We start from the raw sequence: 21380 nt of genomic DNA, 5'->3' as shown, positions 1-21380 counted from the left end.
GTTACCACGTTGTCCCACCTTGCTCATCCGTCGCACGATCAGGCTGCCGTCCTGCTTGTCGTCGTCCGTCGCAGTGCTACGTGTGGTGTCGTACCCATTTGCCGCGCTTTGTTGCATCTTTGTGGGCAAGCCGACGGACTCGATACATGTTCGGTATAAGAGGGCAGCGTGGACCGCGGACGCGCGTACGCGTGAGGGGGCCCGTTCACCGTACGGCGGAAGGCCTCGCGCCGCAGCGGAAGCGGCGGCCTGGGCGACGTGTTTGTCGTGGTGAGTCGCAGGCAGGGCGAAATGTCCGGTAACCCTGGCGACCCGTACGGGGTCGCCAGGGGACCTTCGCGACGGTCAGCGACCGACGCGTACCTGTCCACGCGCGTCGGCTGCGAGGCGCAGGGAGTCGCCGTCGCGCAGCGACGTCTGCTCGCCCGGCTGCAGCCGCCGGTCGTTGACGAACGTGCCGTTCGTGGACCGCTCGTCGCGCACCCACGGCTGGCCGCTGTTGTCGATGCCGAGCGTCGCGTGCCGGCGTGAGACGTTGTCGAAGCGGGAGAACGTGCTGGCCACCGGCGAGTGCACCGGGTCACGGCCGAGCACCAGCTCCTGTCCCGGCTGGACCTGCAGGTCGCCCGAGGAGAAGGTCACCGTGACGTTCACCTGCTGGGGGCCGCCGGCACCCGGGCCGCCCTGGTCGTGCAGCGGGCGCAGGCACTGGACGCAGACCGGGTTGCCCACGTCGGGGATCTCGGCGCCACAGTGCGGGCAGAACGGCGTGAACGCCGCCGTCGACTCGCCTCCGGATCCGGTCATGGTGGGCTCGCGCGGCGGCGGGGGCACGTGCGGAGCGCTCGGCGAGCCGTAGCCGCCGGTGTTGTACCCCTGCTGTTGCTGGGGCTGCGGCTGGTACGGCTGCTGCTGCCCGTAGCCCTGGTCCTGATGCTGCGGCGGCGGGTAGCCCTGGTCCTGTTGCGGCGGGTAGCCCTGGTCCTGCTGTGGCGGGGGCGGGTAGCCCTGGTCCTGATGCTGCGGCGGGTAACCCTGCTCCTGCTGCGGCGGGTAGCCGTGCTGCTGCGGAGGCGGATACCCCTGCTGCTGCCGGTCCTGCGGCGGCGGGTAGCCCTGGTCCTGCGGCGGCGGGTAGCCCTGGTCCTGCGGCGGCGGGTAGCCGCCCGGCCGCTGCTGGTCGTGGGGCGGCGGGTAACCACCCTGATCGTGCTGCGGCGGGTACCCCTGCTGCTGCGGGGGCGGGTAGCCGCCCTGCTGCCGGTCCTGCTGGGGGTAGCCCTGCTGAGGGGGGTACTGCTGGTAGGGCTGTTGTTCTTGGCCCTGGTACCCCTGCTGCTGAGCGTAGGGAGACTGGTCCTGTGGCGGATACCCGTGCTGCTGGTCCTGCTGCGGTGGGTACCCCTGCTGCTGAGGTGCCTCGCGCCTGGCGAGGTTGGCCCCGCAGTTGATACAGATCAAGTCTCCCTGTCGTACCGGAGCGGCACAGACCGGGCATGTCAGGGACGCCATGACACCTCCCCGCCGTGGACTCCGGAGAGCGAGAGTCGCTCTGTCAGCCGCTCCATGTCGCCCCTCCGTGGAATCCCGATGTAGTAAACACGATCGGCTTCAACCGATATCTGCATGTGCGGCCGCGTTTCGCCGCCCTCCGCGTCACCATAGCGTTTCTCGCCTAGCTCACTAACAGGGATGATGCGCTGATTGGCCGAGCCGCGCCAGATGTGTCCGGAGTCTGGGGAGTTCAGGCGGTCGATGTACGGCCCCGTGACCACGGCGTCGCACAGCGCGAGAAGTTCGCGTGACCATGCGGAACCGCGCAGCCGTGACAATGCGTATCCGCTGTACACCAGAACGTCCACCTCCGGCGGTGCCCAGGCACGGATTCCGAGGAGCAGCTCGCGCAGCGCCTCCGGCTGCTGGAACGGCTCTCCCCCGGAAATCGTCACGCCGTCCACCCGGTCGAGCGACCTGAGCCAGCCGAGCACGGCCGAAACCGGGATCGCGGTGTCGGGGTCGGCGTCCCACGTGTCGCGCGACAGGCAGCCCGGGCAGTGCAGAGTGCACCCCTGGGTCCAGATCCCGGCCCGCCGTCCGGGCCCGAGCGTCGTCACCGGATAGTGCGCCTTGGCCAGCAACAGCTCACTCGTGCCCGCCCAGCCCCCTGCCGGCTGCTCGCCCTTCAGCTGCTGGCCGGGCTTACCTCCTCGCTCGCTCCGCGGACGGCTCGTCCCTCGCCGGCCGCTCCACTCGCTCCTCGGCTCGCCCTTCATCTGTTGGCCGGGCTCACCTCCTCGCTCGCTCCGCGGACGGCTCGTCCCTCGCCGGCCGCTCCACTCGCTCCTCGGCTCGCCCTTCATCTGAGGTCCACGACGGTGATATTTCCCTCACGGCGGATATCGGTGACGGTCACCTCGGCGGCCGGTCCGCGGTCGAACAGGGCGCGGGCGAGCGGGTTGATGAAGAACGACTCGAGCGCCATGCCGATGCCCCGGCCGCCCTTGTCGAGCTCGCTGGTGCACCAGTCGCGGAGCGTGGCCGTCACCTCGTCCGACAGCAGGAGCTTCATGTGGTGTTCGTCGCTCACCCGCCGGCAGATGTTGGCGAGTTGGAGGTCGAAGATGCGCCCCGCCGCCTCCGGCCCGATGAAGTCGAAGATGACGATGTTGTCGCCGAACCGGTTGAGCAGCTCGGGGCGGTTCAGCTCGGTCGTGAAGTGCTCGGTGACGGCGCCGCGGATGGAGCTCTCCAGGTCCTCGTACGGCATGCCGGGCCGTACGCCGCGCGTGCCGAGGTTGGAGGTGAAGACGAGGACCGACTCGGAGAAGAACGCGGTGTTGCCGCGGCCGTCGGTCAGCCGGCCGTCCTCCAGGATCTGCAGGAACTTGTCGAGGATGCGCGGGTGCGCCTTCTCGATCTCGTCGAAGAGGATGACGCGGAACGGGTCCTCGCGCACGGCGTTGGTCAGCTCGCCGCCGGCCTCGAAGCCGACGTACCCGGGCGGTGAGCCGATCAGCCGGTCGCCGGCGTGCTCGGCGGAGAACTCGCTCATGTCGAAGCGGAGGTAGGCGTCCTCGTTGCCGAAGACCAGCGAGGTGATCGCCTTGGCCAGCTCGGTCTTGCCCACGCCGGTCGGCCCGGCGAAGAACAGCACGCCGCGCGGGCGGCTGGAGGCGCGCGCCGCCTGGGCGCCGGACAGGCCGAGGACGGCGCGCTTGAGGATGTCGAGGGTCTTGGTGACGGCCTGCGGCTGGCCGACGACCCGTGACGGCACGCGCTGCTCGCCGTCGACGATGCGCCTGCGCAGGTGCTCGCGCTTCCACGGGTTGTCCAGCACGCCCAGCTTGTAGGTGCGGACGGCGTCGGGCAGGTCCTCCAGCGCGACGTCGCGCTCCTTGGCGAGCCGGGTCACCTCGATCATCGCCTGGAGCGTGAGGCCCTCGGCCTCCTGCGCGAAGTCGTCGGTCACGTCGACCAACGGGTCGGTGGCCTCGAACGCGCGCGCCAGCAGCCGCGCGGTCTGCTGGCGGTCGCCGAGGTGCGGGCGCGGCACCGAGATCTCGCGGACGGCGTCGTTGTCGGCGGTCAGCCAGGGCGGCAGGTCACCGGGACGGCGTGCGAGCCAGATCACCGGGTTGTAGAGCGGCTTGGGGCGCTCGCCGTCGGTGCGCACCGGTGTGGCGGTGCGCGAGAGCTTCTCGCAGAAGACGAAGAAGTCCTTCTCGGCGGGTTCGAGCTCGGTGGGGTTGCGGGCGATGCGCGAGGCGTAGTCGATGACGAAGGCGGCGCGGATCGGACGGGTCGGCCGGGCGAGTGAGCTGAGGTAGGTGCGCAGGCCCTCCAGCGAGGGCACCTTGCGCTCGTCGACCCGGCTGCCGAACAGGCTCGCCGCGGCGTCGGCCGCCGCGCGGTCATCGGCGGGGTGCACGCGCATGCCGTCGACCTGGTCGTACACGATCATGAAGGAGTAGCCACTGCGGCGCAGCGTCTCCCAGAGCAGGTCGCGCAGCGGGAACAGCCGGCCCTCCTGGGGCACCAGGAAGCTGTCGTGCAGGTTGCCCCACAGGACGTACTGCGGGTGCACCGAGAGCGTCGCGTCGAGCTCCCGGACGAAGGCGGGAAAGCCCGCCAGTCGCGTGTCGTCTGGTGGGCCCGGCTGCGTCGTCACCTGATGAGCGTAACCGCAACACGGGTCGGGTTTCGGAAGGACGACGACCGCGTGACCGCCCGGCGCGGGCGGTCACGCGGTCGTGGCCACGAGCGGTCGTCAGCCGCCGATCATGTTGCTGGGGACGTTCTTGTCCTTGAAACCGGCGCCGGCGCTGCCGGCCGTGCCCCGGGTCTTCTCCAACGCGCCGGAGGCGGCGCCGATCGCCGTCGGGTCGGCGCTGCCGCCCTTGAGCCTGTCGACGGCGTTCTTCATGACGTTGCTGAGGTTCTGCAGGGGGGCGGACAGCGTCCTGCACAGCGTCGGGTCGGCCTGGGCGTTCGCCTTGGCCCGGCGCAGCTGGTCGAGGGTGAACAGGCCGGCGGCCGCGGCCTTGACGATCGCGCGCTTGTGGCCCTTGGCGTCGCTCTTGAACGCGCCCTTGCGGAACGGGTCGTAGATGTAGCGCTTGAACGCGCCCGCCGCGAGGCCGGCGTTGGCGACGAAACGGGTCTTGGCGAGCTTACGGGTCTTTCCGGTCGGGCACGCCTGCGGCGATGCCGTGGCGGCCGGCGCGCCGCCCGGAGCCGCCGGGGCCCCGATGCTGGGCGCCGCACCCGTCTGGGCGGTCTCCTTGGTCTTGGTGTTGCTGCACCCGGTGAGTGCGAGCAGGACGATCGGAATGATGACGAATGTCTTCCGGAGCATTGAGCTTCCCCCGATACAATGCCACTGTTTCGGACAATTCCTCTGCGAGTTTACGAGCGTCGGCCGCATCGCTCTTCTTTTTTACCCTGCGGAAGGCGCTTGAGGTTAATTCCGATGAATGATTTGCGCAGCGTACCGGGCCAATAGTGCGCTATCGTCATTCGGTATGACATCGCGGAGACTGATCGTCGCTGCGGCCTTCCTGCCCCTGGCCGCGGTCGTGGGCTGCGGTGGAGGCGGCGGCGACCGTGCCGTCAACGGCTCCAGCCCGTCCTATGCCGCGCCCACGCCGGGCTCCTACAACGCCGACCAGCTCACCCAGGCGCTGCTCACCGACATTCCCGGATACGTACGGTCGGGCGCGCCCCAATGGGGTGAATACGGATCGCTCGCCGCCGTACAGAATCTCAATCAAATGCAGCAGGCGGTCAAACTCGACAAACCACAGTGCGCGTCGTCGACCCATGCCGTGTCGCAGGAAAAGGCGGTGCAGGCCGCGCCTTCCGCGCTGGTGGCGTTCACCAAGGGCGACAAGCAGAGCGTCACCGAGACGCTGATGGCGGTCGGGCCCGACGTCGCCGCCCGGCAGGTCAAGGTCCGGGCCCCGGCGGGCTGCCGCAGCTTCCGCGTGAAGGTCGGCGGCTCCTGGGTCTCCGACCGGATCTACGAGCCGTCGGGCACGCGCATCGGCGAAGGGTCGCGTACGGCGGGGATTCTGACGTCTTCGGGCACCACGAGCGTTCGTACGTGGTTCGTCGTGTTGCGCTCGCGCGGTTACCTCGCGACGATCACCTTGTACGGACCGGGTGCCACCCGGGTCGAGGCCGAGCGGTTCGCGCGCCAGGCCTATCAGCAGGCGGAGCGGATCCTGCCCTGAGAGAGTGGGTGGCGCGCGCGTGGGCGAAGGAGGACGCCGTGGTCGGCAGGCAGGGCCGGGTCACCGGCAAGATCGGACCGGGCCTTGTCGGCGAGGTGATGATCCCGATCCGGGGCGGCGTCGAGGCGTTTTACGCCTATTCGGCCATCCAGGGGGAGGAGATTCCGGTGGGATCTCTCGTCGTGGTGATGGATTACCACCCACCGCGAACCGTTTACGTCTCCTCTGCGTCTATTTGACGTCATCATCCCTGCATCCGAGGAGGAGCGATGCCGATAGTCGCCGTGGCGATCGGCGCCGTCGTCGCGATCATTGTTCTGATCATCATCTTCAAGGCGATCTGGCGCGTCGCCGAGCCGAACGAGGCGCTCATCATCTCCGGCCTCGGGGCCAAGGCGCACAACCGGGACACCGCGGAAAGTCTCGGATTCAAGATCACCACGGGCAAGGGCACGATGGTGCTTCCCGGGTTCCAGACCTGCCGCCGCCTCTCCCTCGACACGCGTGTCTCCGGCCTGGAGGTCACCTGCGTGACGTCGCAGGGCATCAAGGTGCACGTCCGGGGCGTGGTGATCTACAAGGTCGGTGACGACTTCTCCTCGATCGCCAACGCCGCGCGGCGCTTCCTCGATCAGCAGAAGATGATGGACGACAAGACCCACCAGCTCTTCGCCGGCCACCTGCGGTCGATCGTCGGCAACCTGACCGTCGAGGACCTCCTGCGCGACCGCGACCGGCTCACCAACCAGGTGCGCACCTCGTCCGCGGATGAGATGGGCAAGCTCGGCCTGGTGGTCGACTCGCTGCAGATCCAGGACATCGAGGACGAGGTCGGCTACATCGACAACCTCGGCAAGCCGAACTCCGCCGCCGTCGCGTCCGCCGCCCGGATCGCCGAGGCCCAGCGTAACCAGGAGGCGACGCAGGCCGAGCAGATGGCCGAGCAGGCCAACGCCGCGCAGATCCGCGACACCGAGATCAAGAAGCGCCAGTACCAGGGCCAGGTCGACCAGGCCGCCGCCGAGGCGCGCCAGCAGGTCATCACGAAGGAGACCAAGAACGCCGAGCTGGAGGCCGACCGCCGCGAGAAGGCCCTGGAGGCCGAGGTCCGCAAGCCGGCCGACGCGAAGGCGTACGAGCGGGTCACCCTCGCCGAGGCCGAACGCAAGGCGGCCGTCGCCCAGGCCCAGGCCGAGGCCGAGGCCACGAAGATCAACGGTCAGGCCGAGGCCGAGGCGACCCGCATGAAGGGCATCGCCGAGGCCGAGGCGATCAAGGCGCGTGCCGACGCGCTCGCCGAGAACCAGGAGGCGGTCATCGCCCAGCAGCTCGCCGAGCGCTGGCCGGAGATCGTCGAGGCCGGGGCGGGCGTCTTCGGCAACGTCGACAACATGGTCGTGCTCAACGGCGCCGAGGGCGTCGAGGACATGCTCGCCAAGGCGCTCACGCTCGGCGGCACCGGCCTGGGCGTCGCCCGGCAGCTCCTGTCCACCATGAACGGCCAGCGGTCCGCCGACGCCTCGGCGAGCAACGGCAAGCTCGTCCCGGTCGAGTCGGATCCGGACACGAAGTAGCCGCGAACGGAGGAAGGGCCCGGAGCGCTCGCTCCGGGCCCTTCGCGGGTCCGCGGCGGGTGACGCTAACGTGCGGGGCATGACCGTTGCGCGGGTTGCCGTCACCGTCGATCTCGTCGTTCTGACGGTCCGCGAGCAGCAGCTGTCCGCCCTCGTATGGTGGCGCGACCGTCCGCCGTACGCGGAGAGCTGGTCGTTGCCCGGCGGGTTCGTCCAGCTCGACGAGGACCTGCCGGTCGCCGCCCATCGGCTCATGGCCGAGCGGGCCGGCCTGGCCGACGTGCGGGTTCACCTCGAGCAGCTCGCGACGTACGGCTATCCCGACCGGGACCCGCGCCAGCGCGTCGTCAGTGTCGCCTACCTCGGACTCGCCCCCGACCTGCCCGCCTCGACCCGCGCGCAGGTGATGTGGCGGCCGGTCGCCGACCTGACCGAGAAGGGCCGGATCGCCTTCGACCACCGGCGCATCCTGCTCGACGGCGTCGAGCGCGCCCGCGCCAAGCTGGAGTACTCCCCGCTGGCGGCGGCGTTCTGCCCGCCGGAGTTCACCGTGGCGGAGCTGCGCCGGGTCTACGAGATCGTCTGGGGCCACCCGCTCGACCCGCGGAACTTCCACCGCAAGGTCACCGGCGCCGAGGGTTTCCTCGTCCCGACGGGACGGACGACGACGCGCGACGGCGGCCGGCCGGCCCGGCTCTACCGCCGCGGGGACGCCGAGTCGCTCCACCCCCCGATGATGCGCCCTACTTGGTAAGGCAGCCTTCGTTAGATAGCTCTGCGCTATGTACTGTTAGTCGTGGCTGTGACCTTCCACTCCAACGGCGACATCACGTTCCAGTGTGCATTCCAGGTGGTGTGGTGCCCCAAGTACCGTCGCCGCGTGCTGGCTGGCCCGATCGAGGCACGACTGAAGGAGATCGTGCGGGAAGTCGTCACCGAGAAAGGCGCCTGGCTGGTGGAGATGGAGGTTATGCCCGACTACGTGCACCTCTTGGTGGAGGTGGACCCACAGTTCGGTGTGCACCGGCTTGTTAAGGCGATTAAAGGATGTTCGTCCCGCGTGCTACGCGAGGAGTTTCCGGCGCTGAAGTCTCGACTGCCGACGCTGTGGACCAACAGCTACTTCGTCGCCACCGTTGGTAGCGCACCACCGGAGGTCATGAAGAAGTACGTCGAGGACCAAAAGAGCCGTTGAGGGGAGGGAACATGCTGGCAGGCCGCAAGTACCGGCTGAAGCTCACCGATGCGCAGGCCGAGATGTGCGAGAAGTTCGGCGGCATCTGCCGTGCCGTGTGGAACACCGCGCTGGAGCAGCGGCGCGAGTATCGCAGGCGTGGGGCGTGGATGAATTACGTGCCGCAGGCCGCCGAACTCGCCGACGCCAAACGCGAGCACGAGTGGCTGCGCATCGCGCCCTCCCACATCCTCCAGCAGACCCTCCGGGACCTGGATCGGGCATGCCGGACCCACGGCACGTTCAAGGTCCGCTGGCGCTCCAAGACCCGCTGGGCCCCCAGTTTCCGCTTTCCGGTAGGGAACCTCATCGTCGTGGAACGGGTGAACCGCAAGTGGGGTCGTGCGAAGCTTCCCAAGCTGGGCTGGGTTACTTTCCGCTGGACCCGGCAGCCTGGCGGTGAGATCCGCTCTGCGACTGTTTCTCGCAAGGCCGGGCACTGGTATGTGTCGTTCCTGGTCGAGGACGGCGTCCTCACCCCCGGCCATCATGCGGGTACGCCCGTCGGTGTCGACCGGGGCGTTGTTGTCGCGGCGACAACCAGCGGCGGTGCGTTCCACGACCGCGAGTTCGCCACTGCCGGGGAGACGACCCGGTACCGGCGTCTTCAGCAGCGGCTCGCCCGGTCGAAGAAGGGCTCGGCGAACCGTCGTAAAACAATCGCGGCGATGAACCGGATCATGGGCCGGGCCACCGACCGGCGCGGCGACTTCACCGCCTGGACGGCGAACCGGCTCGCCACCCGGCACAGCGTCATAGTGCTGGAGAATCTTCGTACGAAGAATATGACTGCCTCCGCCAGGGGCACCGTCGCCAGACCTGGCCGGAACGTCCGTCAAAAGGCCGGGCTGAACCGGGCCATCTTGGGTAAAGGCTGGCACCGCATGGAGCTGGCCATCCGCAACGCAGCCAGACAGACCGGCACCGAGGTGGTGTTGGTCAATCCCGCGTACACCTCGCAGATGTGTAACCGGTGCAAGCACGTGGACGGGAAGAGCCGTAAGAGCCAAGCGGTCTTCGTATGCACAGCTTGCGGCCACCGAGACCATGCCGACGTGAACGCAGCCAAGAACATTCTCAGTGCCGCAGGGCATGCGGTGCCAGCCTGTGGAGACCTCGGGGTTACCCGGTCTGCGAAGCAGGAACCGGCGGCCTCGCGAGAGGTACCGCACCAACTAGCCTTCGAGCTGGTTTGAATCTCCGGGCATTGGCCGCGGGGAGGAAGCCAACCCGTAAGACGTCACCAGGGAGGACAAGGGTGTCCGAGCAGCGCAGTCCCCGCTTCCGTTCCGTGCTCGACGAGTACGTCGCCTACCGGCCCGGCAAGGTCGCGCGCTCGCCCGAGGGCCGGTCGTACAAGCTGTCCTCGAACGAGTCGCCGTACGGCCCGCTGCCGTCGGTGCGTGAGGTGATCGCCGACGCGGGCGGCCTGGTCAACCGCTATCCGGACAACGGCTGCACCGCGCTGATCCAGGCGATCGCCACGCGGTTCGGCGTGCCGGAGGCCCATATCGCCGTCGGCTGCGGCTCGGTCGGCGTCACGCAGATGCTGCTCGAGTCGATCGGCGAGCCCGGCGTCGAGGTCGTCTACGCCTGGCGCTCGTTCGAGGCGTACCCCACCCTGGCCGACCTGTCCGGGGTGACCTCCGTACGGGTGCCGCTGACCGACGAGACCCACGACCTGGCGAAGATGGCCGACGCCGTGAGCGACCGCACCCGGCTGGTGTTCGTCTGCAACCCGAACAACCCGACCGGTACGGTCGTCCACCGCCGCGAGCTGGAGGCGTTCTTCGACCGCGTGCCGGAGGACTGCCTGATCGTGCTGGATGAGGCCTACACCGAGTACGTCCGCGACCCGGAGGTTCCGAACGGGCTCGACCTGTACGCCGACCGGCCCAACCTGGCGATCCTGCGGACGTTCTCCAAGGCGTACGGCCTGGCCGGGCTTCGCGTGGGCTTCATGGTGGCGCCCGAGCCGATCGCCGCCCAGGTGCGCAAGACCTACCTGCCGTTCACGGTGAGCTCCGTCGCGCAGGCCGCCGCGATCGCCTCGCTGCAGGCCGAGAGCGAACTGCTCGATCGTGTCGAGTCCACCGTCAAGGAGCGTGGCCGGGTCTACGACGCGCTCGTCGCCCAGGGCTGGACGGTGCCGCCCGCCGAGGCGAACTTCGTGTGGCTGCGTCTCGGCGAGGACACCATGGCCTTCTCCGCCGCCTGTGACGCGGCGGGCGTCAGCGTACGCCCGTTCGCCGGGGAGGGCGCCCGGGTGTCGATCGGCTCGCCCGAGGAGAACGACGCCTTTCTCGCCGTCGCCGAGGCGTACCGGGCGGCGCGGGAGCGGTGACCTCCCCGCGCGGGCGGCGCTCGGTCGAGACGACGAGCCCGACGCCGAGGATGATGATCAGGCCGCCGGCGACGATCGTCCACGTGGCGTTCTCGCCGGCGAACGCCACGCCGAGCAGCACGGCCACCGCCGGGTTGACGTAGGCGTACGTGCCGACCAGTGAGATCGGCGCGTTGCCGAGCAGCCAGACGTACGACGTGAAGGCGACGAGCGACCCGAAGGTCACGAGGTAGGCCAGGCCCAGCCAGGACGCCTGCGAGACCTCGTGCAGGTGGAGCCGCTCACCGCGCCCGAGCCCGATCACGAGCAGCGTCACGCCGGCGGCGGCCATCTCGTACACGCTCGCCACGAACGGGTTCGCGGGCATCGGCAGCCGGGCGGACAGGAACGACCCGACCGACCAGGACAGCGCCGCGCCGAGGACGATCGCCACGCCGAGCGCGCTGCCCGACCCGCCGCCGCGCGTGAGCGTCAGCAGCGCCAACCCGCCGAAGCCGACGAGGACGCCGGCGATCGTGCTCACCGCGGGGCGGTCGCCCGTGGCCCACCGGAACACCACCAGCCACAGCGGCACGCTCGCGACCAGGAGCGCGGCCAGGCCGGTGGACATGTGCTGCTCGGCGACACCGATCATGCCGTTGCCGCCGGTGAGCAGGAGTACGCCCGCGAGCGCGGCGGTGCCGAGCCGCCGCCACGGCACGCGCAGGACCCGTACGCCGCCGCTCCGGATCGCGAGCACCGCGGCGAGCAGCACGGACGCCACGACGAACCGGATGCCGGCGCCGACCATCGGCGGGATGGTCTCGATGAGGTAGTGGATGCCGAGGTAGGTCGATCCCCACACCACGTAGACGATGGAGAGGGCGACCCAGACGAGCGAGGGGCGGGAGTCAGCAGTCTGTGAGCTCATGGCTCATTACACGCTAGATGATTCGTGCCGATTTCGCGCGGCGATTTTTCACCGGCACACGTAGTCGAAGGCGGCCGACGCCGTGCCGTCCGGGCCCGCCGGTGAGACGACCTCCAGCGTCGCGACGGCGTGCAGGGCGCCGGGGCCCTGGACCGTCCAGCGCAGCGGAACCCGGATCGAGCGCCGCCCCCGCGACATGCCGTCGGTGAAGACGCCGGAGTTCTGACCGTCGCTGCGCTTCCAGCGGTACGACACGTCGCCCGCCCCGCCGTTCGTGTGGATCACACCGACGACGGTCGCCGTCGTGCCGCAGCCCTGCACGCCGGTCGGCGCGGTCACGGTGACGCCGGTGACCTGGACGGACGGACCGCCGCGCAGGAGCCACCAGACCGCCAGGCCGGTCAGCACCGCCAGCCCGAGCGTCGCCAGCCCACCGGCGATCCGCCACGGCAGCGGGCGCCCGCGCGGACGGCGGGACCGCCAGACCTCCGCCACGCCCGGCGGTACGCCGGGCCCGAACCGCAGCGTCACCTCACCGGCGGAGGACCGTCCCTCCGGCCACGTGTCCGCATCGTCCTGCGTCCCGCGGCCGCCCGGCGCGCTGGAGCCCCGGGTGCCGGAGCCCTGTGTGTCCGGGCCAGGCGTGCCGGCGTCCCGGGTGCCGGCGTCCCGCTTCGTCTCGTCCATGGCCTACTCCGGCTGGCAGGTCGTCTTCGCCTCGGCGGTGCCGCCGAGTGACGTGGTCACGGTGACGCGGGCCGCGGGACACCGCTCGCCGTAGTCGTGCGTGAATGTGAGGTCGTGCGGGCCGCTGCCGCTCACGGTCTGCGCACCGGGGTCGCCCGCGGTGGCCACCTGCGCGGCCGGAGTGTCCTCGCTGAAGTCCGCCGACACGGTCACCGTGCCGGGGCCGCTCAACGTGACCGTCACCTGAGCGGTCGCGACCGTCCCCGCGAGCGTGAACGAACCGATCTGGAGTGCGGTCACCTTCGTGGGCGGCGTTTTCGGTGGGTCCTTGCCGACCAGCGGCCGGGGGAGCGTCGTCGTCGGCGACGGGGCCGCGGACGTGCCGCCGGTCGGGGACGTCGTGGGACCGGTCGTCTCCGGACCGGCGGAGGCGCTCGGTGACGCGCTCGGCGAGTCCGCCGGAGGCGTGCTCGGCTCGGCGACCGGGACGGGGCTGGACGTCGCGCTCGTGTGCGCGCCGATGCCACGGTGGACCCCGGCGAGCACGGCCGCGCCTCCCCCGCCCGCCACGACGGCGGCTACGAGCGCTCCCGCCGCCATCGCCACACGCCGGCGGCCGAGCCGGGTGAGGGCCAGCGCGGTGCCGGCCCGCGGCGGTGAGCCGGCCAGCGGGAACAGCGAGGCGAGCAGGGCGGCCAGCGCCGCGAGCCGCACGCGCCCGCGTTCCTCCCAGCCGGGCCCGTACGCGGCGAGGGCGACCTCCTCCAGTTCCTCCAGGAACACGGCGGCCGAGCGCGGCCGGTCGTCGGGGTTCTTGGCCATGCCGTACGCGATCAGCTCGCGCAGTGGCCGTGGCACCCGCTCGACCGGGACCGGGCCGGAGCGGTGTGCGGCGGCCAGCGCCCAGTGCCCCTTCACCGGAAACGGCCGCTCGCCGGTCAGGCACTCGTAGCAGACCGCGGTGGCCGCGTAGACGTCCGTGGCCGCGCTGACCGCACCGGTGGTCCACTGCTCGGGAGCCATGTACGCCGGAGTGCCGGACGCGCCGGCCTCCTCCCCGGCGCGGACGGCGATGCCGAAGTCGGCGAGCTTGCTGTGCCCGTGGTCGTCGACGAGCACGTTGGCCGGTTTGTAGTCGCGGTGCACCACCCCGGCCCCGTGCGCGGCGGCGAGGCCGAGCAGCGACCCCTTGAGCACCAGCAACGCGGCCTCGGGGCCGGTCGCGCCCTCGGCCCTGATGACGTCCTTGAGCGTGACGCCGTCGACCAGCTCCATCACGAGCGCCGCGGAGCCCGGCCTCTCGGCGTACTCGTAGAAGCGGACGACGTGGGGATCGTCCAGCCGCGCCATCAGCCGGGCCTCCGCGCGGAACCGCCGCAGGAAGTCCTCGTCGGTGCGGAGCCGCTCGGAGAGGTACTTGATGGCCACCGGAGCGCGCGTCGCCTCGTGGACCGCCAGCATCACCTTTCCGGAGGCACCCTCGCCGAGGGGACGCACGTGCCGATATCCCGGAACCGTCCAGTCACCATCCATGGCGATACTCCTCAAAGCGACGCATGCGTCGTTCGACCTGAGCGACCGCTATGTGTGCGACGCCTGAAGAGGGAAACTGGTTGGTGCCCCCCGCCGCTGTGACCGGATGCGGCCACGTTCCGTGACGATCCGGACACAGCGACGGAGAAAACTCAGTTCGCGTTCTTCGGCCCGAGCTTCTCGACGATCAGCCGGTAGAGCTGCCGTGGACGGCCCGGCTGAGGGGTTCGGTTGGGCGGTAGCGGCCAGGCGAGACCCTCCTCCACGAGGGTCCGCAGCAGCCGTCGCGCGGTGCGCGGGGTCACGCCGAGCATGTTCCCGGCGTTCTCCGCGTCGACGATGAGCGGCTGCTCCTGGTCGCCGAGCCGGTCGGCCAGCCGCGCGAGGATCTCCAGGCCCTTGGGCTTGGCCGGAGACTGCGCGCGCGGCGGGGTGCGGGGCGCGGGCACGAGCGCCCGCCCGTCGCGGTCGAGTGCGAAGCCCTGCGCCCGCTGCGAGGTCTGCGACCGTGCCAGCGCCGCCCGCGCGTGGCTCTCGGCCTCCTGAGCCGTACGGCCCATGCCGATGCCCACCTCGATGGACAGGCCCAGCTCCTCGCGTACGCGCTCGACGAACGGCGGGGTGCGGAAGCCCTCGGTCGCCGCGGCGATCGAGCCGCGGGTGGCGGTGACCAGGTAGCTGTGGTCGTCGAGCGGCCACACCGCGGCGCTCATCCGGTGCGCCTCCTGGAGCAGGAGCCGCTGGAGCGACAGCTTCAGCTCCTCACGCCAGTAGCGCGGAGTGACCCGCCGGGGCGTCTCGCGCAGCGTCGGCACGTCCACCAGGACGACGACGAGCTGGGACTCCTCCAGGCGATGGTGTGCCCCGAGCAGTGCCGACGTCTGCAGCGCCGACCGGATCGCGGCGCCCGTCGGCCGGATCCGCAGCGTCGGCACGCCGGCCAGCTCCAGCCGCTCGGCGGTCGCGTGCACGCAAGTGAGCGCGACACTTGTGGCGCCGCGCCGCCACAGACGCTCGTGAAACGCGGCCAATGTGCCCGGCCCGGCAGCTTCCTCACGCAAGTGCACATGATCGGTGTTGAGGTCGATCTCGCTGAAGGCCTCTTCGACCTCGGCGCGGGTGAGCACGTCGATGCTCACCCGCTCGGGCTCGTGCCGCTCGTCGAGCGACGCCCGCAGGAGCGCGCCCTGCAGGGCCGCCCCGTTGAGCGGCACGTACGTCGCGGGCATGGTGAGCACGCCCGCCTTACGCGCGAATTCGTACGGCACCGGGCTCGCGAAGAGGCAGACGTCCACCCCTGACCCGAGCCGTACGACCTTGTCCGCCGCCTCCTGCTCGTCGCGGTACGCCGCCGCGACGAGCCGGCTGGGCACCGATGTCGGGCCGTGGCCCATGAGCATGACCCGTTCGACCAGGTCATGAGGACCGACGACCCCGATTGTCAGATCCGGAGTTACCGAACCACTCCGCGGACCGCTCATGTAAGCCCCCTCCTGGCTTCGAGCGATCGTGGGTGGTCCCCATCCGGTGAGGCCTGTCTCTCGCCCCCATTAGCGTCCGTCCTTGGACGGCCTCCACCCAACGCATGACTCATACCTTTGACGCCCCTGTCCGGTCGACAGCCCCTGCCTCCGTGTACTTCGTTCCTCCATTGGGCAGATCGGCCGGAGACCACGAGATGTGACGCCTCTGAGCAAAATCGGTTAAGAGCACGTTGAAAAACTACTAGTAGGGCGGATCCGGTGAGGAACTTATTACTAACCGGACAGGTAACAAACCGTCGGGTATCCGTCTGACAGATACCGGTCAGTACGCGTCAGGCGATACGTTCAATCTCCGCGCCGAGCGCCGTGAGCCGCTCCGCGACGTGCGCGTGGCCCCGGTCGATGTAGTAGCCCGACGTGATCGTGGTCTCGCCCTCGGCGGCCAGGCCGGCGAGCACCAGCGCGCTGCCGGTGCGCAGGTCGTGCGCGACCACCTCGGCGCCGCGCAGCGGGGTCACTCCGTGGACCTTCGCACGGTTGCCGTTCACCTCGACGTCGGCGCCCATGCGCACGAGCTCCTCGGCCAGCCTGAACCGGCCGTCGAAGATCCGCTCGTAGATGTAGCTCTCCCCCTCGGCCTGCGACGACAGCGCCATGATCGGCGACTGCAGGTCGGTGGCGAAGCCCGGGTACTCGTCGGTGATGACGTTGATCGGCCGCAGCGGCCGGTCGCGGTGGACCTGGAGCACCGCGCCCTGGGAGTGGAACTCCACGCCCATCTGCTCCAGCTTGTCGCCCGCCACCCCGAGGTGCTCCAGCGAGGCGCCGACGAGGCTGATCTCGCCACCGGTGATGGCCGCGGCCATGACCAGCACGCCGGTGTCGATCCGGTCCGGCATGACCGTGTGCTCGACCGCGGTGAGCCGGTCGACGCCCTCGACGGTGATGAACCCGGTGCCGCCACCGGTGATCCGCGCGCCCATGCGCTGCAGGAGTGTGATCACATCGAGGACCTCGGGCTCCAGCGCGCAGTTCTTGATCAGGGTGGTGCCGTGGGCCAGCGAGGCCGCCATGAGGAGGTTCTCGGTGCCGGTGTGCGACGGCGTGTCGAGGTAGAGCGTGCCGCCCTGCAGGTGGCCCGCCTTGACGTGGATCGAGCCCCGGCCGTCGTCGGTGACCTGCTCGGTCACCGTGGCGCCCATGCGCTTGAAGCCGTTGTAGTGGAAGTCCAGGTTGCGGCTGCCGAGATTGCAGCCGCCGACACCCTCGATGATCGCCTCGCCGAGCCGGTGCAGCAGCGCCGGCACGAACAGGAACGAGCCGCGGAAGCGGGCGGCGATCTCGGCGGGCAGCACCGGGCTGGTCAGTGTCGAGGCGTCGATCACGAGAGTGCGCTCGGCCTCGTGCAGCTCCGCCTTGGCTCCGATGGCCTGGGCCAGCTCGACGGCTCGCCGTACGTCTTCGATGATCGGGACGTTGCGCAGGACCGTACGGCCCTTCGTCGCCATCAGCGACGCCCCGATCATGGGCAGGACGGCGTTCTTCGCGCCCTGCACGAACACGGTGCCGCGCAGCGCGCGGCCGCCTCGTACGCGGTAACGGACCTCGTGGCCCAAGCTCATAGCGCCGATACTCCTTTGATGCGGGGATTGACTTGACCTGCCCGCTCTTGTGTCGTCAGCGGGTCACGAGTGCCCACACACGGTGTGTGCCGCGTGGGGCACAGTATTCCACCGGGTCTGCTGTGGCATGACCGAAACATCCGGTCTTGTGCGCCCACTCGATCTTTTAGAGACGCCCCGCCGGGGATTGGTTCGGACCCGGTGGCGGCCGTCTCAGGCGTCGTCGGCGGTTCAGCATGTTCTCCGAGTGTCTCATGTGGGCGAACGTCGCGTAGAGCCCCATACGGCGTCACCTGGGCAAATGTTGTTAAACGTGCGTGGGATGCCGTTCTGGCGGAAGGAACGTCGCAGGGCTCGGGGCGTCCCTGCGATCGAAGCGGTGCATGACGAACCTGCACAGGCGGCCCTCGTACGCACGCCGTCCGAGGCGAGTGGTAGCGGTCACATCCACGGCCACGAGAGGCACGGCCGGAACGCCTCCCACGGGCGCGTACGGCGCAGGGCTCTGGCGTCGCGGTCACCGAGGCCCGTACGGGTCGTCAGGGCCGTACGCCGGGCCGTGATCTTGCCGGTGTCAGAGTGTGCGCCGGGCCGAGGCTCGTACGGTGTCCCCTACGCGAATGGTGCCGAACGCGCGCGGGATGGCGTTCTGGCCGAAGAACACCGCTTGGCCGCCGCCGTCCTTGGGCATCGTGCGGTACGTCGCGAGCGTGCGCAGCGGCTCCCGGCCGCGCAGGCCCGTCTCCTGGTCCGTGGTGGTGATCACGCAGCGGTCGCAGGGCTTGACGATCTCGATCTCCACCGGGCCGATCCACAGCCGCTCGACCCGGTCCTCGCCGAACGCTCCGAGGCCCTCGACGACGAGGCTGGGGCGGAAGCGGTTCATCGGCAGCGGCTCGTCGAGCCGGGCGTTCAGGTCCGCCAGCGACTCGGCCGAGATCACGAGCAGCGGGTACCCGTCGGCGAAGGCGACCGTGCCGCCGCCGCGCGAGGTCTCCCGGCGGCCCGTGAACCGTACGAGGCGGCACTCGACGTCGAGCAACGCTCCGAACCAGTCGGCCGCCTCGTCACCCTGGTCGACACCCTGGCACATCGTCGCGGGCAGCCGGACGTCGCGGACCGGCCCGTCGGAGAACGCCTCGTGGACGAGCGGCGTCACCGCGTCCACGGAGTCCACGACGAGCTTCTGGCCGTCGTAGGAGGGCCGCAGCCGCGCCATTCGCGCCACCTCGCGCTGGGAGAGCCGCGCTCCGTCGGGCCGGATGAGGACGAACTCACGGTCGTGCCGGATGCCGGTCGGGGTCACCTCGGCGCTCGTCAGCGCCGTTCCCCCGCCGCTCTTCAGCGGATAGACGTTCAGCTCCCGGACGACGGCTCTCACGTCAGGGCCGCCAGGCGTTCGAACATCCCCGACAGGCGCTCGACGTAACGCTCCGGCCGGCACACCTCGTCGAGCCGTGCCTCGTCCAGGGTCTGCCCGGCGTCTGAGGCGTGCCGGCGCAGGGTCTCCCGGAACGGCACCCCGGTCTCCCAGGTCTCCATCGCCGCGCGCTGGACCAGCGGGTACGCCTCGTCGTCGCGTGACATCCCGGCGTTCACCAGTTCGAGCAGCACCGTGCTCGTGTAGATCAGGCCGCCGGTGGAGTCGAGGTTGGCCCGCATCCGCTCGCGGTCCACGACGAGGCCGGTGACCAGCCGCTGCGTCAGGTTGAGCATGTAGTCGAGGGCGATCGAGGCGTCCGGCAGCGCGATCCGCTCGGTGGAGGAGTGGGAGATGTCCCGCTCGTGCCACAGCGGTATGCCCTCCATCACCGGGTTGACCTGGGCACGCACGATCCGTGCCATGCCCGCCAGCCGCTCGGACATGATCGGGTTTTTCTTGTGCGGCATGGCGGAGGAGCCCTTCTGCCCCCGGCCGAACGGCTCCCACAGCTCGCGCACCTCGGTGCGCTGGCCGTGCCGTACCTCCAGCGCGATCGCCTCGCACACGGTCGCCATGATCGCCAGCGCGGACGTCCACTCGCTGATGCCGTCACGCATCACCACCTGCGTGGACACGTCCGCCGGACGCAGCCCGAGCGCCTCCGCGACGTACCGCTCGACCTCCGGATCGATGTTGGAGTACGTGCCGACGGCACCGGAGATCGCGCACAGCCCGACGGCCTCGCGGGCCCGCCGCAGCCGGTCGCGCGAACGCGCCATCGCGAACGCGAAGTCGGCCACCCGGTGCCCCCACACGTCGGGCTCGCCGTGGATGCCGTGCGTACGGCCGACGCGCAGCGTGTCGCGGTGCTCCAGCGCGTGGTCGCGCAGCGCCGCCACCAGCGCGTCCGCCTTGGCCAGCAGCAGGTCGGTGGCCTCGGTGAGCTGGAGCGCCAGCGCGGTGTCGAGCAGGTCCGAGGAGGTCATGCCGAAGTGGACGTACGCCGCGGCCTCGCGCGGGGTGGTGTTGTCCGCCCAGGCGCTGAGGAACGCGATCACATCGTGCTGGGTGGTCGCCTCGATCTCGGCCACCCGCTCGGGAGCCGGCGGCGGAGCGGACCGAACCGGCTCGACCGCGTCGGCCGGGACGGTGCCGGCCTTGGCGTGCGCCTCCAGCACAAGGGTCTCCACCTTGCACCACAGCTCGTACTTGTGCGCGTCACTCCAGACGCGGCCCATCTCCGGAAGGGTGTAGCGCTCGATCACAATCCACAGTCTCCCAGGTCCGACCCGGGAGCCGGTCAGCGCGGTCAGCCAGAACGCCATGCCCCGGCGTCGGGATCCGGCAGCGGAAGTGGCGCCGCAGGCCGTGGATGACTCAGGCGCGTGCCGCGATGTCCGTGCGGTGGTGGGCGCCGCGGATGCGGATGCGGTCGACCGCCGCGTACGCGCGCGTGCGGGCGGTGGCCACGTCGGGGCCGGTGCCGACGACGCTCAGCACCCGGCCGCCGCCGGTGACCGGCAGGCCGCGTTCCAGCTTGGTGCCGGCCTGCAGGACGTACGCGCCCTCGACCTCGGCGGCCTCCTCCAGTCCGGCGATCGGGTCGCCGGTGGTGGGCTTGTCGGGGTAGTTCTCCGCGGCGATCACGACGGTGACGGCGGCGCCGGGGTGCCACTCGATCGGCGCAACCGAGCCAAGGGTGCCGACCGCGCAGGCCTCCAGCAGGCCGGCGAGGGGCGTGGCCAGCCGGTCGAGCACGACCTGGGTCTCCGGGTCGCCGAACCGGGCGTTGAACTCGATCACGCGCGGTCCGTCGGCGGTCAGCACGAGGCCCGCGTACAGCACGCCGACGTACGGCGTCTCGCGGCGGCGCAGCTCGTCGACGGTCGGCTGAATGATCTTCTCGACCACCTCGGCGGCCAGGTCCGGCGGTGCCCAGGGCAGCGGGGTGTAGGCGCCCATGCCGCCGGTGTTGGGGCCCTCGTCGCCGTCGCGGGCGCGCTTGAAGTCCTGCGCCGGCAGCAGCGGCACCACCGTGACGCCGTCGGTCAGCGCGAACACCGAGATCTCCGGCCCGTCGAGGTACTCCTCGACGACCACCCGGTCGCACGACTCGGCGTGCCGCTCGGCCAGGGCGCGGTCGTCGGTGACGACGACGCCCTTGCCCGCGGCGAGACCGTCGTCCTTGACCACGTACGGCGCGCCGAACGCGTCGAGGGCCTCGCGTACCTCACCGGAGTCCTCGCAGACGCGCGAGGCCGCGGTCGGGACTCCCGCCTCGGCCATGACCTCCTTGGCGAACGCCTTGGAGCCCTCGATCTTCGCCGCTTCGCGGTCGGGCCCGAAGCACAGCAACCCCGCCTGGCGTACGGCGTCGGCGACCCCGTGGACCAGCGGAAGCTCGGGTCCGATCACGACCAGCCGGGTGTCGAGCCGCTGGGCGAGCTCCACCACGGCGACCGGGTCGGTGGGATCGAGGACGTGGTTGTCCGCGAGAGCGGCCGTACCGGGGTTGCCGGGGGCGCAGTGCAGCGCGGTGACGTTGGGGTCGAGGGCGAGGGAACGGACCAGCGCGTGCTCACGTCCGCCCGAGCCGAGAACGAGGACTCGCACGCCCAGAGCCTATCCAGAACCGCATACCCCGCAGCGCGCGGTCACCGGAGGGAAGTGATGCGACGATGAGCTTGTTGTACGGGGGGTATGCCGGTCGGCCGGTTCACCGACGGGGACAGGGAGCCGAAAAGTCACCGGTAAAAAAGTTGAGGAACATGTGAACCAGGTGCCCCACATGGGCGTCTTCCTACCCGGTATAGCCTTGAGCTCGGGCTCTGGCGCCA

19 protein-coding genes are annotated in these 21380 nt (G+C 70.3%); 7 read left to right on the top strand and 12 right to left on the bottom strand.

Annotation, left to right across the window (positions count from 1 at the left end; translation table 11 throughout):
* Nucleotides 1-345: 345 nt before the first annotated feature.
* From ABEA10_RS04240 to ABEA10_RS04225, 4 genes are all read right to left on the bottom strand, one after another.
* Nucleotides 346-1461 (bottom strand): FHA domain-containing protein, encoded by a 1116-nt coding sequence (locus ABEA10_RS04240; RefSeq protein WP_345457689.1) that lies wholly within the window; start codon nucleotides 1459-1461, stop codon nucleotides 346-348.
* Between the two features lie 38 nt (nucleotides 1462-1499).
* Entirely contained in the window at nucleotides 1500-2138 is a 639-nt protein-coding gene (locus ABEA10_RS04235; protein ID WP_345457686.1) for a 4Fe-4S single cluster domain-containing protein, read from the bottom strand.
* 218 nt (nucleotides 2139-2356) lie between these two features.
* On the bottom strand, nucleotides 2357-4168 hold the full coding sequence (locus ABEA10_RS04230) for an AAA family ATPase (RefSeq protein ID WP_345457683.1): 1812 nt from the start codon (nucleotides 4166-4168) through the stop codon (nucleotides 2357-2359).
* Between the two features lie 99 nt (nucleotides 4169-4267).
* Nucleotides 4268-4855, bottom strand: coding sequence for a hypothetical protein (locus ABEA10_RS04225; RefSeq protein WP_345457680.1), 588 nt, complete (start codon nucleotides 4853-4855; stop codon nucleotides 4268-4270).
* Between the two features lie 166 nt (nucleotides 4856-5021).
* On the opposite strand from ABEA10_RS04225, the gene ABEA10_RS04220 reads away from it, so the two are divergent.
* From ABEA10_RS04220 to hisC, 7 genes are all read left to right on the top strand, one after another.
* Nucleotides 5022-5732 carry a hypothetical protein gene (locus tag ABEA10_RS04220; RefSeq protein ID WP_345457677.1) on the top strand — a complete coding sequence of 237 codons (711 nt, stop codon included), beginning with the start codon at nucleotides 5022-5024 and terminating at the stop codon, nucleotides 5730-5732.
* A gap of 38 nt (nucleotides 5733-5770) precedes the next feature.
* Nucleotides 5771-5971, top strand: coding sequence for a hypothetical protein (locus ABEA10_RS04215; protein WP_285629426.1), 201 nt, complete (start codon nucleotides 5771-5773; stop codon nucleotides 5969-5971).
* 30 nt (nucleotides 5972-6001) lie between these two features.
* Entirely contained in the window at nucleotides 6002-7306 is a 1305-nt protein-coding gene (locus tag ABEA10_RS04210; protein ID WP_345457669.1) for a flotillin family protein, read from the top strand.
* Between the two features lie 79 nt (nucleotides 7307-7385).
* Nucleotides 7386-8060 (top strand): NUDIX hydrolase, encoded by a 675-nt coding sequence (locus ABEA10_RS04205; protein ID WP_345457666.1) that lies wholly within the window; start codon nucleotides 7386-7388, stop codon nucleotides 8058-8060.
* Nucleotides 8061-8102: 42 nt separating this feature from the next.
* Nucleotides 8103-8501 carry an IS200/IS605 family transposase gene (gene tnpA, locus ABEA10_RS04200; protein WP_345457663.1) on the top strand — a complete coding sequence of 133 codons (399 nt, stop codon included), beginning with the start codon at nucleotides 8103-8105 and terminating at the stop codon, nucleotides 8499-8501.
* An 11-nt stretch (nucleotides 8502-8512) separates the two neighbouring features.
* Nucleotides 8513-9736, top strand: a complete 1224-nt coding sequence (locus tag ABEA10_RS04195) for an RNA-guided endonuclease InsQ/TnpB family protein (RefSeq protein WP_345457660.1) — start codon at nucleotides 8513-8515, stop codon at nucleotides 9734-9736.
* Nucleotides 9737-9798: 62 nt separating this feature from the next.
* Nucleotides 9799-10884 carry a histidinol-phosphate transaminase gene (gene hisC, locus ABEA10_RS04190; protein ID WP_345457657.1) on the top strand — a complete coding sequence of 362 codons (1086 nt, stop codon included), beginning with the start codon at nucleotides 9799-9801 and terminating at the stop codon, nucleotides 10882-10884.
* Here the strand turns inward: hisC and ABEA10_RS04185 are convergent.
* The 8 genes from ABEA10_RS04185 to purD form a co-directional block, all read right to left on the bottom strand.
* Entirely contained in the window at nucleotides 10772-11794 is a 1023-nt protein-coding gene (locus ABEA10_RS04185; RefSeq protein ID WP_345457654.1) for an EamA family transporter, read from the bottom strand. The two genes, hisC and ABEA10_RS04185, sit on opposite strands and share 113 nt — an antisense overlap.
* A gap of 48 nt (nucleotides 11795-11842) precedes the next feature.
* Nucleotides 11843-12481, bottom strand: coding sequence for a hypothetical protein (locus tag ABEA10_RS04180; protein WP_345457651.1), 639 nt, complete (start codon nucleotides 12479-12481; stop codon nucleotides 11843-11845).
* A 3-nt stretch (nucleotides 12482-12484) separates the two neighbouring features.
* On the bottom strand, nucleotides 12485-14014 hold the full coding sequence (locus tag ABEA10_RS04175) for a serine/threonine-protein kinase (RefSeq protein WP_345457648.1): 1530 nt from the start codon (nucleotides 14012-14014) through the stop codon (nucleotides 12485-12487).
* Nucleotides 14015-14166: 152 nt separating this feature from the next.
* The gene (locus ABEA10_RS04170; RefSeq protein ID WP_425550865.1) at nucleotides 14167-15429 is read right to left on the bottom strand and encodes a transcriptional regulator; all 1263 of its coding nucleotides are present in this window, start codon (nucleotides 15427-15429) and stop codon (nucleotides 14167-14169) included.
* Nucleotides 15430-15830: 401 nt separating this feature from the next.
* The gene (murA, locus tag ABEA10_RS04165; RefSeq protein WP_345457642.1) at nucleotides 15831-17120 is read right to left on the bottom strand and encodes a UDP-N-acetylglucosamine 1-carboxyvinyltransferase; all 1290 of its coding nucleotides are present in this window, start codon (nucleotides 17118-17120) and stop codon (nucleotides 15831-15833) included.
* A gap of 574 nt (nucleotides 17121-17694) precedes the next feature.
* Complete coding sequence (locus ABEA10_RS04160; protein ID WP_345457639.1) at nucleotides 17695-18501, bottom strand: MOSC domain-containing protein; 807 nt, start codon at nucleotides 18499-18501, stop codon at nucleotides 17695-17697.
* Nucleotides 18498-19808 carry an adenylosuccinate lyase gene (gene purB / locus ABEA10_RS04155; RefSeq protein WP_345458066.1) on the bottom strand — a complete coding sequence of 437 codons (1311 nt, stop codon included), beginning with the start codon at nucleotides 19806-19808 and terminating at the stop codon, nucleotides 18498-18500. Before purB ends, ABEA10_RS04160 begins: the two co-directional genes overlap by 4 nt.
* 112 nt (nucleotides 19809-19920) lie before the next feature.
* Nucleotides 19921-21156, bottom strand: coding sequence for a phosphoribosylamine--glycine ligase (gene purD, locus ABEA10_RS04150; protein ID WP_345457636.1), 1236 nt, complete (start codon nucleotides 21154-21156; stop codon nucleotides 19921-19923).
* Nucleotides 21157-21380 lie beyond the last annotated feature (224 nt).

The organism is Actinoallomurus oryzae, assembly GCF_039541955.1.
Lineage (GTDB): Bacteria > Actinomycetota > Actinomycetes > Streptosporangiales > Streptosporangiaceae > Actinoallomurus > Actinoallomurus oryzae.
The sequence above is the reverse complement of the archived record's forward strand: the minus strand, read 5'-3'. Positions and strand labels throughout refer to the sequence as shown.